The sequence below is a fragment of the Pseudomonas sp. G.S.17 genome, assembly GCF_038096165.1.
Classification (GTDB): Bacteria; Pseudomonadota; Gammaproteobacteria; order Pseudomonadales; family Pseudomonadaceae; genus Aquipseudomonas.
The window spans coordinates 3,172,137-3,185,042 of sequence record NZ_CP151076.1 but is presented as its reverse complement, the minus strand read 5'-3'; the positions used below and the strand labels follow the sequence as shown (position 1 = coordinate 3,185,042).

16 protein-coding genes are annotated in these 12,906 nt (G+C 57.7%); 15 read left to right on the top strand and 1 reads right to left on the bottom strand.

The window, feature by feature from the left end:
- Positions 1–8: 8 nt before the first annotated feature.
- The 10 genes from AABC73_RS14865 (at position 9) to AABC73_RS14820 (ending at position 5,460) form a co-directional block, all read left to right on the top strand.
- Positions 9–755, top strand: coding sequence for a DUF6651 domain-containing protein (locus tag AABC73_RS14865; RefSeq protein ID WP_341519833.1), 747 nt, complete (start codon positions 9–11; stop codon positions 753–755).
- A gap of 9 nt (positions 756–764) precedes the next feature.
- On the top strand, positions 765–1,733 hold the full coding sequence (locus AABC73_RS14860) for a major capsid protein (protein WP_341519832.1): 969 nt from the start codon (positions 765–767) through the stop codon (positions 1,731–1,733).
- Between the two features lie 49 nt (positions 1,734–1,782).
- Complete coding sequence (locus AABC73_RS14855; protein ID WP_341519831.1) at positions 1,783–2,058, top strand: hypothetical protein; 276 nt, start codon at positions 1,783–1,785, stop codon at positions 2,056–2,058.
- A gap of 3 nt (positions 2,059–2,061) precedes the next feature.
- Positions 2,062–2,439 carry a hypothetical protein gene (locus AABC73_RS14850; RefSeq protein WP_341519830.1) on the top strand — a complete coding sequence of 126 codons (378 nt, stop codon included), beginning with the start codon at positions 2,062–2,064 and terminating at the stop codon, positions 2,437–2,439.
- A gap of 2 nt (positions 2,440–2,441) precedes the next feature.
- Entirely contained in the window at positions 2,442–2,828 is a 387-nt protein-coding gene (locus tag AABC73_RS14845) for a hypothetical protein (protein WP_341519829.1), read from the top strand.
- Between the two features lie 2 nt (positions 2,829–2,830).
- Positions 2,831–3,274 (top strand): HK97 gp10 family phage protein, encoded by a 444-nt coding sequence (locus AABC73_RS14840; protein ID WP_341519828.1) that lies wholly within the window; start codon positions 2,831–2,833, stop codon positions 3,272–3,274.
- A 3-nt stretch (positions 3,275–3,277) separates the two neighbouring features.
- Positions 3,278–3,697 carry a phage tail terminator-like protein gene (locus AABC73_RS14835; RefSeq protein WP_341519827.1) on the top strand — a complete coding sequence of 140 codons (420 nt, stop codon included), beginning with the start codon at positions 3,278–3,280 and terminating at the stop codon, positions 3,695–3,697.
- Positions 3,698–3,762: 65 nt separating this feature from the next.
- Positions 3,763–4,665, top strand: a complete 903-nt coding sequence (locus tag AABC73_RS14830) for a phage tail tube protein (RefSeq protein ID WP_341519826.1) — start codon at positions 3,763–3,765, stop codon at positions 4,663–4,665.
- A 61-nt stretch (positions 4,666–4,726) separates the two neighbouring features.
- Positions 4,727–5,152, top strand: coding sequence for a phage tail assembly chaperone (locus tag AABC73_RS14825; protein ID WP_341519825.1), 426 nt, complete (start codon positions 4,727–4,729; stop codon positions 5,150–5,152).
- 86 nt (positions 5,153–5,238) lie between these two features.
- Positions 5,239–5,460 carry a hypothetical protein gene (locus AABC73_RS14820; RefSeq protein ID WP_341519824.1) on the top strand — a complete coding sequence of 74 codons (222 nt, stop codon included), beginning with the start codon at positions 5,239–5,241 and terminating at the stop codon, positions 5,458–5,460.
- A gap of 31 nt (positions 5,461–5,491) precedes the next feature.
- Here AABC73_RS14820 and AABC73_RS14815 read toward each other — a convergent pair whose 3' ends face one another.
- On the bottom strand, positions 5,492–5,737 hold the full coding sequence (locus tag AABC73_RS14815; RefSeq protein WP_341519823.1) for a hypothetical protein: 246 nt from the start codon (positions 5,735–5,737) through the stop codon (positions 5,492–5,494).
- A gap of 106 nt (positions 5,738–5,843) precedes the next feature.
- Between AABC73_RS14815 and AABC73_RS14810 the strand changes: the two genes are divergently transcribed.
- Genes AABC73_RS14810 through AABC73_RS14790 form a run of 5 tightly spaced genes read left to right on the top strand, consistent with a single transcriptional unit; the run spans position 5,844 to position 12,897 of the window.
- Positions 5,844–6,167 carry a hypothetical protein gene (locus AABC73_RS14810; protein WP_341519822.1) on the top strand — a complete coding sequence of 108 codons (324 nt, stop codon included), beginning with the start codon at positions 5,844–5,846 and terminating at the stop codon, positions 6,165–6,167.
- 59 nt (positions 6,168–6,226) lie between these two features.
- On the top strand, positions 6,227–6,625 hold the full coding sequence (locus tag AABC73_RS14805; protein WP_341519821.1) for a hypothetical protein: 399 nt from the start codon (positions 6,227–6,229) through the stop codon (positions 6,623–6,625).
- Positions 6,618–11,600, top strand: coding sequence for a DUF4214 domain-containing protein (locus tag AABC73_RS14800; protein WP_341519820.1), 4,983 nt, complete (start codon positions 6,618–6,620; stop codon positions 11,598–11,600). The genes AABC73_RS14805 and AABC73_RS14800 overlap by 8 nt, the downstream gene beginning before the upstream one ends.
- Positions 11,597–12,517 (top strand): hypothetical protein, encoded by a 921-nt coding sequence (locus AABC73_RS14795; RefSeq protein ID WP_341519819.1) that lies wholly within the window; start codon positions 11,597–11,599, stop codon positions 12,515–12,517. The genes AABC73_RS14800 and AABC73_RS14795 overlap by 4 nt, the downstream gene beginning before the upstream one ends.
- Positions 12,517–12,897 carry a hypothetical protein gene (locus tag AABC73_RS14790; RefSeq protein ID WP_341519818.1) on the top strand — a complete coding sequence of 127 codons (381 nt, stop codon included), beginning with the start codon at positions 12,517–12,519 and terminating at the stop codon, positions 12,895–12,897. Before AABC73_RS14795 ends, AABC73_RS14790 begins: the two co-directional genes overlap by 1 nt.
- The last annotated feature ends 9 nt before the right edge of the window (positions 12,898–12,906 follow it).

Sequence of the window (12,906 nt, the reverse complement as noted above, 5' to 3'; positions counted from 1 at the left end):
ACAAGACCTTGAAACTGAAAACCGTAGAAGTCGATGGCAAGCAGTACGCTGAAATCCAGGACGGCAAGCCTGTGTACGTGGAGGACGACGGCAAAGAGGTCGCCTTCGACGCCGCTGGCACCCGCTCCACCATCACCCGACTGAACGCCGAAGCCAAAGACCACCGCGTGCGCGCCGACTCCGCTGAGAAGATCGTGAAGACCTTCGAAGGCATCGACGACCCCGCAGCGGCCAAAAAAGCGCTGGGCATTGTCGCGAACCTCGATGCAAAAACACTGGTGGATGCCGGTGAGATCGAGAAGGTGAAGACCGAAATCAGCAAGGCCTTCCAGACTCAACTGGACGAAGCAAACGGCAAAGCCCAGACCTTCGAGCAGCAGCTGTACGCAGAGAAAATCGGCGGCAACTTCGCTCGCTCGGCGTTCATTGCCGAAAAGCTAGCTGTTCCGGCTGACATGGTCCAGGCCACCTTCGGGCAAAACCTGAAGATCGAAGACGGCAAGGTTGTCGCTTATGACAGCCAGGGCCAGAAGATTTTCAGCCGCGCCCGCCCGGGTGAATTGGCCGACTTCGACGAAGCGATTGAAACCCTTGTCTCGCAGTACCCCCACCGCGACCACATCCTGAAAAGCTCCAACGCCACTGGCAGCGGCGCACAGAACGGTCAGAACACCAACTCGAACGCTAAAGGCAATTTTGGCGGAGGCAAAGACGACCGAGTCGCCGCCATCAAGGCCATGACCGCCACGAATTAAGGAGTCACCATGTCCCTGTCGAACATGAAGGTATTCAACGAGTACCTCAAGAAAATCACCATTGAAACGCTGGCTCAGGACGTTGAGAAATTCAACGCCGCCTCTGCCGGGTCCATCCGACTCACTACGCAGGGCATCGACGGCGACTTCCTTCAGGAATCGTTCTGGGCTGGCCTGCATGGCGCACAACGCCGTGTAGATCGTTACGCTGCCAACGGCGCACAGGCTGCCACTCCACTGGCTCAGAAGCAGTACGACTCCGTGAAGATCGCAGGCGGCTTCGGTCCGATCCTGTGGGAGCCTTCCCAGCTGTCGTGGGTGCAGAAGAACCCGGAAGAAGCACTGGAAGTGATCAGCCGCAACCTGTCCGAAGCAATCATGTCGGACCAGTTGAACACCGCCATTTCTGCATTGGTTGCTGCTATCGGCAATCAGCCGGCCGCCACGAACGACGTTTCGGCCACTCTCGGCATGAGCTACATCGCCATCAACAACGCGCACGCGCTGTTTGGTGATGCCTCGCAACGCCTGGTTGCTCAGGTCATGACCGGTGCGATGTACCACAAACTGCTGGGCCAGAACCTGGCCAACGAGAACCGTCTGTTCAGCTTCAGCGGTGTGCAGGTAGTCGACATCCTGGGTAAGGCAGTGATCATCACTGACGCTGCGGCGTTGTACGAAGCTGGCACCCCGAACAAGCAGAAGGTGTTGAGCCTGGCTGACGGCGCGGCGGTGGTGATGGATGGTTCCGATCTGATCACCAACATCGAAACCTCCAACGGCAAGGAGCGTATCGAAACCACCATGCAGGCCGATTACACCTTCGGTCTGGGTCTGAAGGGCTACACCTGGGACACCGCGAACGGCGGCAAGTCTCCGGCCAGCGCTGAACTGGCCACCGGCACCAACTGGGATCTGGTTGCGAACAGCATCAAGGCCTCGGCTGGCGTGATGACCATCGGCGATGCCGCCAAGTAACCAAGATGGCGGCCTTCGGGTCGCCTGATCCACTTATCAGGAGTCCGTCATGGGCGAGAAAATCATTTACGAGCAACACCCGGTCACCGCTGAGCGCAAAGCTGAACTGCGCCAGAAGGGTTACAAGATCATCGACGCCAAGTTCGCGCCGGATGACTACAAGCATCCTGAGCCGATGAAGAAGGGCGGGTCTGTCGTCGACAAGCCTTCCAAGGGGCTGAACGTCGACGAGATCAAGGCCAAACTGACCGAAAAGGGCATTGATTTCGATCCTGCCGCCAACAAGCCAGTGCTGGCTGAGCTGCTCGACAACGCAGCGGAGTAACCCATGACCGACTTCATCACTGTTGCAGACGTTGATGCATTGCTGGGGTCGGGCTGGGCGGGTGCCGGTGATCCGGTTATGTCTGTGATGCAGGCTAACGCCTGGCTGACCAGCAAAATTAAGCGTCCTGTTCCCGCCGAAGTACCGGCCGAGATCAAGCAGGCCGGTGCGCAAGTTGCAAAGATCGCCTCGACTGATGGCCTGTACAAGTCCGTCGAGCGCGAGACGATCAGCGAGACGGTATCAGCCACCTCAGGCACTTCCGTCAGCGAAACCTACGTGCAAGGATCTGTCGCGCTGTCCGCTGGCGAGAGTTTCGCCATGGCGCTCATCTATCCATGGGCAGTCGGCACCAATTCCATTCCAATGATCAGGGGTTGATCATGGGCCTACATGACAAGCTTCAATCGAAGCTGGCGAAAGCATTTGACGGCAAGCTGGCTGATGCGGTGCGCGCTGTGTCTGGAGCTCGCGTAGTTGCTGGCGAGTACGACCCGGTGACCGGATCAGAGAGTGCAGGCTCAACCTTGAATTACGGTGGGCGCGGCGTCTTCAGTAGCTACCAAGCACGCGAGATTGACGGCAGTCTGATCCAGACGACTGACGAAAAGCTGCTGATTCTGCAAAACGAGCTGTTTGTTCTCTTGGCAGGCTCGCCGACATCAGAAATTGCCGTTCCAGCGATAGGCGACATCATCAGCGGCAAGCGAGCGTTGAACGTCTCCGAAGACCCGGCCAAAGCGACATTCACCATTCAGCTGAGGGCGTGACAATGAGCTTTTCAGATGACATTCGGCGTTTCACCGCCAAGACTGCGGCCTCTCACAATAAGATCGTCCGCGCCGCGACCATCGAACTGTTCAGCAGCGTTATCAAAATGACTCCAGTCGGCGACCCTGACGGCTGGAAATATCCTCTGCTTGCCCCTCCCGGCTACGTAGGTGGTCGCGCTCGCGGGAATTGGCAGGCTTCGGTAGGTTCGCCGGTAGATGGCGAGGTGGAAAGGCTTGATCAAAGTGGCGGGAGTACCATTTCGGACGCCGAAGGCAAAACCCCTCAAGGGGCTGGGCAGGTTACGTACTTGACCAACAACCTTCCGTACATTGAGCGGCTAGAGAATGGCTGGTCTGATCAGGCGGCCGCAGGCATGGTCACCGTAAGCATGGATCGAGTCTCCAAGATCGTTGCCGCAGCCATCGAAAAGAACAAGGTTTAAGTCATGTCTGAAACCAAGATCAACGGGGCATTGGTCAGCGCCTATCTGGCGAGCGATCTGTACCCGCTAAGCCGAACCAATGTTGAGGGCAAAACCTACACGCCCGTCACCGGCCAAGCTTGGGCACGACTGACCGACATGCCGACCGGCCGCGAGCCTGCTGCATTCGGTGCAGTGAATCCCGTCGAGCGCTCCGGCTACCTGCAGATCGACGTATTCCACCCGAACAACACCGGCACCGGCCCTATTCTGGCTGATGCCGACAAGGCGCTGAGCTTTTATAGGCCGGGCCTTGACCTCGAATATCAAGGGCAGCGGGTTCACATCCGCAAGGCTGAGCGATCCAAGATAACGCCGGAAGCTGTCTGGACTGGCGTCAGCATCAAAGTCTTCTACACGGCCTGGATCTTTCCGACCGCCTGATTCATCCCTCGCAATCCCACACCCTGCCCATATGCGGGGTTTTTTCGTTCCAGGAGATCCCAAAAATGGGCAAGTTATCCAACGGCTCAGCCGCGCAGTATTACTACGTCGAGGAGGTGGCAGGCGCTATCCCTGCAACTCCGGCGTGGAAGCCTATTCGCTTTGTGAGCGCAGGCCTTACCCCGAACATCAACCAAGTCACCACTGCTGAGATGAACGAGTTTCGCCAGCAGCAGGCTAGTCGGGGCGGCACCTACAGCGTGGCCGGCGATATCGCGGTTGAGCTGTCTTTCCGCAGTTTCGACGACTTGATCCAAGCTGCAATGCAAGGCACTTGGACCGCGAACGTCCTGAAGATCGGCAAGGTTGAGCGCTCCTTTGCCATCCTGGAGCGCCACACCGACATCGGTATCGACTACTGCTACCACGGCTGCCGAGTGGGCACGATGGCAATCAGCGCACCGCTGAACGCTCCAGTCGGTGTAACCTTCAGCATGTTGGGTACCAAGGCTGAGCGCTACACCGTGCCGGTTGGCTCGACGTACACGGCCAGCACTGCCACCGACATCATGATCACCACCAACCTTGCGCTGACGGAAGGCGGCCTGCCAGTTGCTTACGCGACAGAGTGGAGCGTGAACCTCGACAACGGCATGGAAGCACTGTTTGCGCTGGGCAGCCGTGAAGCCTTCGATATCTCCAACGGTATCGCGGTCGTCACCGGCTCCATGAGCGCATACCTCGTCGACGCAGTGCTGTGGGACAAGGTTCTCAACGAGACTTCTACCTCACATGTGATTGAGTTCACCGAAGGCGCTGACAGCTACACGCTGGAACTGCCGAAGGTTCGCTACACCCAGGGCCAGAAGCAAACCAGCGGTCCTGGCGCGATCATCCCGCAGTACACAGTGAGCGCCGGTTACGACGCAACGCTGGCCACCACGATGATGATTACTCGCACGTCGTAATCACAACCCCTTCCCAGGCCCGCCATTTGAGCGGGTCTTTTCATTTCTGGAGATTCATCGCATGGCTGCTAAACCCGAAAAAGCTGTAACACCGAAGACTTTCGCTCTGGCCGACTTCTTCACCTTGTCCGCATTGGAAGCAGGCAAGAAGCTGCCTCTGACACTGCCGGACGGCACTGCTACTGATCACTACCTGATTGTAATCGGGCAGGATGCTCCAGTTGCCAGGCGTGCATTGCTGTCATTGGCACGCGAAGGCCGCGACAAGGATGAATCCAAGCTGAGCTCGGACGAGATCTATGACATCCAGAACACTGGCACCATCAAGTACCGCTCTGCACTGGTAACCGGCTGGTCGTTCGATGCGCCGTTCTCACGCGACGCCGTTGCTGAGCTGCTGACCCAGAACCCCGGCCTTGCTCAGGAGGTAGAGTCATTCTCCAATAGCCGCGCGCGTTTTTTCGCGCCAGAGTTGAAAGCCTCCTAACCCACTGGGAAGGCGAGGCCAGGCTTAACAAGCCGGTCAAAGGGTCGACAGCCACAACCCGCGATCACCTGACGCGGGTCTGGAATATGACCGGGCACAAGCCGCGCGAGCTGGATATTCCGTCGATGCCTGACGGCATGGCGTACTTGGCTGGCCTGTTCTGGGAGCTGAAGCGCACCGCTGACCCGTTGACGTGGCAGGAGATGGACGCTTGGGCGCGCATGATGGATCGACAGATTGATCCAGAAGAGGCGCGAACCATCATGAAGATGGACGGCATCCAATGTCGGGTGATGAGTGAGGCTTGATGATAGGCTGCCTCCACATCGTCCGAGGACGCTATTTGGCGCAGCTGATCTTCAGCTCTTTGCGGTTGAATCCCTGATCCTCCTCGATCGTTTTGTATCCGCCCGGGCATACCTCCTGAGCTCTGCTGTAACAGATACCCCAGCCGGTCGCGGCTCCGCAGGCTATTTGGTATTCGACCGTACCATCCGGCCGGTCGATCTTTTGAGCCGTAGTGCATCCGGCCAGTGTGGTAACTCCTGCGAATACCAATACTGCGAGCAGCTTTGCGCTTCCCATGCGTCTCTCCTTAATTTGATCGGCAAGCATGAGGCGGTGAAGCCGTTCGGGCAAGTGGTGTGCGTGGCGATTTGATATTCTGGCGCTTTAATGGGAGGGATTCGGAATGCGCCATTGGCTGTTGGTCGGGGTTTTCCTGGCAGGAGGGGCTCAAGCGGCAGCGCCAGCTACGTCGCAGAGTCAGAAGGATTTGGTAAAATACCTGATAGCGTCCGAGAAGAAATCTGTCAAAGACGCGACCTGGATGAGCAAGGACAACCTGTACATCGGCGCTATTGATGACGGCACGGACCGGAAGGGGCTGGCCAGCTACATATGCACGGTGGCGTCCGAACGCAAAGCCACGGCCAAGATGGTCAAGGTGGTCGACATCGTGAAGGTCCAGCGCTCCGGGAAATTCGAAGAGCTGGGCAGGGCCGACTGCCCATAACTGAAACGTAAACCAAGAGCCTCGCCAAGTGCGGGGCTTTTTTTCGCCCGGAGAAAAGTATGCAGCCCCGAGATTTCTACGTGAAGCAGGAGGCGGAAGAGGGGCGACGGGTCGATTTATCGAATGCTGACGGCGCGCCAAGCGAGCACTGGCTGGTCGTCCGGTCGGTGCTTTCCCAGCAATACGAAAAGGCTTTCGACTCAATCAAGGCGCAGGCACTGGTCCAGGTAGTCGAGCTTTCCAAGGCCGGAGGCAAGGAGCAGGCATTGCGCATGGACAAGCAGCAGCGCCGCGCGCGAAAGGCCCGACTTGTTGCCTCGCTCATCTCGGACTGGTCGCTAGACCTTCCCTGCAACGAAACAGAAAAAACCAATCTGCTCATTCAGGCCCCGCGACTGCGCCGCCAGATCGAGCGCATCAGTGAAACCATTTTCATAGCGAGAGCCGGCCATGTCTGAATACGCAAAGCTGGTCATCTCGGTCGACAGCACCTCTGCCCGGAAGGCTGATAAGGATCTAGGCGCGCTCGATAAGAGTGCATCAAACCTAACTTCCGGCCTGGGTAAGCTGCTGGGCCCGCTGGTATCCGTGGCCACCGCAATGGCGGCGCTGAACAAGGCGGCCGACGTACAGCGCCAGTTCGATGTGCTCAACTCTGGCCTGATCACCGCGACCGGCAGCAGCGAGAAGGCAGCCGTAGCATTTAAAGCGCTGCAAACCTTCGCCCAGAAAACGCCATACGACCTCAATCAGGCGGTGAAGGGCTTCACGCAACTGGTGAACCTCGGCCTCACTCCGTCTGAAAAGGCGCTGATGTCGTACGGCAACACTGCGTCGGCAATGGGCAAAGACCTCAATCAGATGATCGAGGCAGTCGCTGATGCGGCAACAGGCGAGTTTGAGCGCCTGAAAGAATTCGGTATCAAGGCGAAGGTCAATGGCGACAGCATCGCGCTCACCTTCCAAGGTGTCACCAAGAAGATCGGCAACAATGCCGCCGAGATTGAAAAGTACCTGACCGATCTGGGCGAGAATCAATTTGCTGGAGCCATGGAGCTCCGCATGAAAACCCTGGACGGCGCAGTTGCCAACCTGGGCAAAACATGGGATAGCACATTCCGCCTAATCAACGATGCCGGGCTCGGCACGCTGATGCAGGATTCGGTCAACTCCGTCACCGACGCACTGAGTGAGCTGAATAGCCAGATTGCATCAGGCCAGATGGAAACAAATCTGTCTGCCGCCGCTTCCCAGTTCACGGCATTTGGATCTGACGCAACAAAATCCCTTCAGACGCTGAAAGATTGGTGGGGCAGCCTTTTTGATGTGGATCAGCAAGGAGGAATGGCTGCCTCTGCATCGGAAACAGCGAATTTCGTAAGTGATGCGTTTGCATCTCTGCCCACCAATATTCGAGCAATGGTCCAGATCGCGACCGTTGAAATCGCTTCGTACTTTGACCGCCTGATTGCTCAAGCCGTCTTCGCCAAGGACGCAATAAAGTCTGCTTTCTCGGATGACACCGTTCAGGACGCAGCCAATCGGTATCAGGAATCCCTCAACGTAACGAATCAGGCTCGCGAAGACAGTATTGTCAGCATCCTTGAGGAGCGCGATTCTGCCCTCGACTCATTCAAAAAGCAGCGTGAGTCAGCCCTGGACAAGCGCAAAGTCTTCGACGAAGGCGCAAAGGCTGATGCGGCCAACACTACCGATCGTCTCGCGCAGTTCAAGGTTCTGGGCGATGGCACCAAAGCCCAATCCGCAGCAAGCAAGAAGGCAGCAACTGAAGCCGAGCAACTCGCCAAGCAGCAGAAGAAGGCCCTCGACGACCTAGTTGCGCAGTCTGGCATCGCGGTGTCATCGTCAAACTCCATGGCCGACGCCTATCTGGCCGGCGCCGACAACGTTCGCGATCTGACCATTCAGCAAAAGATCGAAGAGTCGCTACTGAAGACCGGCGCCGCCGCGCACGACAAGGTAACGGACGCGGTAAACAAGGAAGCGGACGCCAAGGATCGTCTGGACATTGCGCAGTCCATTGCGGCTATGCGCACCGAAACTACGCAGACACTGGCCCAGGCCACCGCCACACTCCAAGGCAAGACAGCACTCGAAGCCTTCAACATTCAAAAGTCGATGACTGTTGCGCTTGCCGGCAAGAATATCGAATACGGCAGCCAGGAATACGACCTGCTGCTGCAACAGACCAAGGCCCAGCTCGACGCCAATAAGGCGCTGGAGCAGGCTAACTCGGTTGAGGGGATCGTTGATCGTCTCAATCCTCAGGTAAAGCTCTTACGCGATTACACCACCGAACAGAAAGCTCTCAGCGCCGCTATCGCTTCCGGTACAGGAGATACAGCGCTATATCAGGACGCGCTGGCGAAGCTCGGCCTGGAATATGAGCAGAACAAGGCATCAGCTACCGCGTGGGGCAAATTCACAGAGGGTGCAGTTGACCGAGTAGACGACGCATTCGCTGACGCATGGAAGAACATCGACAAGGGCTTTAAAGGGTTTGCCGATAGCCTGGTCGACGGATTCAAGCAACTGCTGGCCGAGATGGCACACATGGCGATCACTAAGCCGATCATCATGCAGATCGGGGCATCGCTTGGCGTTGGCGGGCTTTCCGCGCAGTCCTCCGGCCTTTTTGGTGGCTCGGGCGGAATGAATGCCTCGAACCTTTTTGACGGTGCGAGCAAAGCTTACAGCCTTGCGACATCCAGCTTCGGCGATGCGGTAAGCGCAGGCTGGAGCGCTGGTGATGGTTTCTTGGGAGGCGTCCAAGGCGCGTTTAAAGCCGGCTCGGGCAGCATTTCCAACGGGATATCCGGGTTGTTCTCGGGCGCCGGCTCTACGGCTGGTGCAACGGCGAACGGGGTTTACCAACTCGGCTCAAGCGCGGCACCCGCAACAGTCGATTTGATTTCGAACACCGTAAGCAATAGCGCGACCGGCGCGGTAACTGGCACGGCCAGCGGAGCCACAACAGCGGCCACTTCCGGCCTTGCTGCGTCCAGCGCGCTAATGTACGGCATTGGTGGCGCGATTCAGGGTTATCTAAAGGCTGGCGTTAAAGGTGCCATCGCGGGCGCGGGCGGTGCGGTGGCGGGCGCATATGCGGGCGCGGCCATTGGTTCTGCGGTTCCAGTGATCGGCACTGCCATCGGCGCGGCCATCGGCGCTGTACTTGGCGGCCTGTTTGGTTCATCGCTGTTCGGCGGTGACTGGGTGACGAAGGACCAGGGCTTTCAGCTGGGCGTGACTGGCGGCGAATTGGATTCGAATTCGTTCGAGTACCAAAAGAAAAAAGGAGGCTTGTTCAGCAGTAACAAGAAGCGCACGCGCCTCACCGCCATGGACCCGGAGATGCAAACCGCGCTGGATAACACTTACGCGGCGACACTGGGCACTGTTGTGGGCTTGTTCGATAGCCTGAACGTACAGCTGAATGACGGCGTGCTCGACGGCTTGAATGTCGCGGCCACTCAGATAAGTACAAAGGACAAAACCGCCGAACAGATACAAACAGAAATCGCAAAGTGGTTCACGGACCTGGCTGACGCTGCGATTTCCGAAGTGGATAAAGTCACATCGGCTGGCTTGTCGGGAATGACCTTCGAGGGACTGACGGCATTCGTTAACAACTTGTACAGCGTCAACGGCTCTCTTGAAATGATCGGCGTGAAGGCGGTCGACTTCAGCGTTGCCGGTGGGCGAATGATTGAAAATCTTGTCGGCATGGCTGGCGGGATTGAAAATCTAAACACCAACATGACCGGCTTCTATGACGGCTTCACAACCGATGTTCAGAAGTCTTCTGACTTGCTGGATGGTGTTCGCGCTCAGTTCTTGGCAATGGGGCTTACCTTGCCCGCCACCCGCGAAGCATTTGACGCGGCGGTTAAAGGGCTGGACCTCACCTCCGAGGCCGAGCGTGTCATTTTCAATTCAATGACTGCGAACGCAAAACAGGCTTCCGCCGCATACTCAATCCTGGAGCAGCGAGCAAAAGCCGCCAAAGAAGCGCAGGACGCGCTGGATTCGAACTACTACACCCTCTTCACCACTGAAGCCGAGCGTGCCAACGACAAGCTCTCCGACATCACGGCGCAATTTGCCGCGATGGGCCTGGCACTGCCGACGACCAATCAAGACTTCAAGAACATGGTCTACGCCGCTGGCCAGGCAGGCGAATCCGGCAAGAAGGTTTTCGACTTCCTGAAGGGTTCGGCGGGTAACGCCAGTGATGCAATCGCGATCCTTGCAGCCAGGTCGAAGGCTTCGCTGGACTCTGCTTTCAGCACCTTGCAGCGGTCGATCGCGGCCCAACAGAAAACCGCTTCCGACGCATACAACGCACTGAACACCTCGCTCAACGACATGCTCAGCACGGCGAGCAGCAGCGTTTCTGACCTGACTTCGGTCGGCTCGGATCTCAGCTCGGCGCTCAAAGCATTGCGTGGCGATTCGGACGAGGCGGTTCGTACCTTGCGCGCCCAGGCTCAGGCCACGCTGCAATCGGCACTGGCTACCGCGCGGGCTGGCGGTTCGCTGGCTGGCTTCACCGGTTTGAGTGATGCACTGGACACGGTCAGCGATAACAGCACTGATCTGTACTCGTCGCTTGAAGACTTCAACCGGGATCAGGGTCGGACTGCAAACGTCGTGGCCGAGCTGAACGCCATCAATGGCAAGCAGCTCACCGCAGCGGAGAAATTGCAGGAGAGTCTGGAAGATCAGATCGATCAGGCCAAGGCAGCCTACGACCTGCAAAGCGCACAGTTCGAGTCGGAGCAGGCGTTTGCGCAGGCTCAGCTGGACATGCTCAACGGCGTGAACAATTCGACTATGACCGTAGCGGCAGCAGTTGCAGCTATGAACTCGGCCGTGGTCGCGGCGCTGTCGACATTGCCACGTACCGGCGCAGGCAGTGCAGCCCAAAACACGCCGCAGAACAACTCGAACGCGATCCAGACCATTTACAAGGATGTACTGGACCGGGACGCAGATGCGGGCGGCTTGGCCTTCTGGTCTGCTGCTCTGCAGAACGGGACGCTGAGCTACGACCAAGTTATTGCGGCTATTCGTGATTCGGCATCGACCAATGGGCAGCTCAAGGTTCCAGGCTACGCAACCGGTGGCGACTTCGGCGGCGGGATGCGCCTCGTTGGCGAGAACGGTCCGGAACTGGAAGTCACAGGCCCTAGCCGGATATTCAACGCGAACCAGACGGCGGCGATGCTCAGCGGGGGTGGCGATTCTGGGGCTACGGCTGCCGAAGTTCGGGCACTACGCGAAGAGATCAAGAGCAACGCCACCTACATGGCGCAACTCACGAAGGCGGTCGCGCAAGGCATGGACACGCTCGTTAACTCCGGCATGCAGATCATTGGCACTATTGAAACAAAGGCGGCGACCGCATGAGCCAGATGAAAGTGGTGCCGGGGATAGAAATAACCCCGGCGAAGATGATCGTTAATGCGCTGCCTGACGCCGACTATGCGGCCTGGTCGGCAGCTACGACATATGCGATAGGCGACTTTGTAACCATTGACCGCATCAACTATCAGGCATTGGTTGCGCATAACAACCGCAATCCAGTGACTGATATGGTTTCGCCTCCTGCTTGGCAAAACCTCGGGTGGATCAACAAGTACAGGATGTTCAACAAGGCAATCGGCAACACCTGGAAGATCGGGACATTCACGGCCGCACAGAATGTCATCGACTTCACGATCCGGCCCGGCCAGCGCATCAACGCCATCGGCCTTGTTGGGGTTTACGCCTCATCGGTGCGCATCGTTATGACCGTGCCGGGGGTGACTGATCCGGTGTACGACAAGACCTTTGCCATGTCGAGCAAGGCCGGGGGTAGCTGGTATCAGTACTTCTTCGGCCAGTTCACCACCAAGGACAACTTGGCCGAGTTCGACCTGCCGCCATACAACAATGCCGATATTCGCGTAATCGTCAGTGCGACAGGCAGCACCGCTCGCGTGGGGATGATGATTATCGGCTGGGCCAAGAATATTGGCACCGCAGTTTATGGAACATCGCTTGGCCGCAAGAAGTACTCGACCATCAAGGAAGAGTTTGACGGAAGTATCACCATCACCAAACGCGGGCGACGGAGATCGATCGACTTCCAAGTCGAGCTAACCGGCGACCAGATTTCCAGCACTCAAAGAATCCTGGATGACGTCGACGACGTTCCGTCCCTGTTCGTCGGGGCCAGCAATCTTGCCTACACCATCATCATCGGGATTTACGACGACTTCGACACAGGTCTTCCGACTTACAACCGTGGGCAATACACACTCAAGACAAGGAGCCTCATGTAATGGCAGACATCGAATTACTTTCAACGCTTCCTGATCCGCCATTGCCAACTGACGCTGAGGATGTTTTTGACGCAAAGGCAGGCGCCACGCTCACAGCCCAGCAGAAGATGGTCAATGTCGATATCAACGGCAAGCTGGTGCCGCAGATCAACTCTGCTACGGCGCAGATTACGGTGGATAAGAACGCTGCGGCCGCTTCAGCCCTGACAGCTACCCAGCAAGCCGCCATCGCAAGTGGTGCCGGTGGTGCCGCTGCCGCCCAGGTCGCATTGGCCACGGCCGCAGCCAACAACGCCGCCGCCTCAGCGACAGCCGCCGAATCTGCCCCCGGCTCTATCGGCAATCTCGCCCTCATGCATGCCGTCGCACTCTCTTTCTAAGGAATCACC

Excerpts from the sequence above, each read along its gene's own strand:
- AABC73_RS14860 (WP_341519832.1), top strand. The coding sequence starts at position 765 with ATGTCCCTGTCGAACATGAAGGTATTCAACGAGTACCTCAAGAAAATC.
- AABC73_RS14855 (WP_341519831.1), top strand. The coding sequence starts at position 1,783 with ATGGGCGAGAAAATCATTTACGAGCAACACCCGGTCACCGCTGAGCGC.
- AABC73_RS14850 (WP_341519830.1), top strand. The coding sequence starts at position 2,062 with ATGACCGACTTCATCACTGTTGCAGACGTTGATGCATTGCTGGGGTCG.
- AABC73_RS14845 (WP_341519829.1), top strand. The coding sequence starts at position 2,442 with ATGGGCCTACATGACAAGCTTCAATCGAAGCTGGCGAAAGCATTTGAC.
- AABC73_RS14840 (WP_341519828.1), top strand. The coding sequence starts at position 2,831 with ATGAGCTTTTCAGATGACATTCGGCGTTTCACCGCCAAGACTGCGGCC.
- AABC73_RS14835 (WP_341519827.1), top strand. The coding sequence starts at position 3,278 with ATGTCTGAAACCAAGATCAACGGGGCATTGGTCAGCGCCTATCTGGCG.
- AABC73_RS14830 (WP_341519826.1), top strand. The coding sequence starts at position 3,763 with ATGGGCAAGTTATCCAACGGCTCAGCCGCGCAGTATTACTACGTCGAG.
- AABC73_RS14825 (WP_341519825.1), top strand. The coding sequence starts at position 4,727 with ATGGCTGCTAAACCCGAAAAAGCTGTAACACCGAAGACTTTCGCTCTG.
- AABC73_RS14820 (WP_341519824.1), top strand. The coding sequence starts at position 5,239 with ATGACCGGGCACAAGCCGCGCGAGCTGGATATTCCGTCGATGCCTGAC.
- AABC73_RS14815 (WP_341519823.1), bottom strand. The coding sequence starts at position 5,737 with ATGGGAAGCGCAAAGCTGCTCGCAGTATTGGTATTCGCAGGAGTTACC.
- AABC73_RS14810 (WP_341519822.1), top strand. The coding sequence starts at position 5,844 with ATGCGCCATTGGCTGTTGGTCGGGGTTTTCCTGGCAGGAGGGGCTCAA.
- AABC73_RS14805 (WP_341519821.1), top strand. The coding sequence starts at position 6,227 with ATGCAGCCCCGAGATTTCTACGTGAAGCAGGAGGCGGAAGAGGGGCGA.
- AABC73_RS14800 (WP_341519820.1), top strand. The coding sequence starts at position 6,618 with ATGTCTGAATACGCAAAGCTGGTCATCTCGGTCGACAGCACCTCTGCC.
- AABC73_RS14795 (WP_341519819.1), top strand. The coding sequence starts at position 11,597 with ATGAGCCAGATGAAAGTGGTGCCGGGGATAGAAATAACCCCGGCGAAG.
- AABC73_RS14790 (WP_341519818.1), top strand. The coding sequence starts at position 12,517 with ATGGCAGACATCGAATTACTTTCAACGCTTCCTGATCCGCCATTGCCA.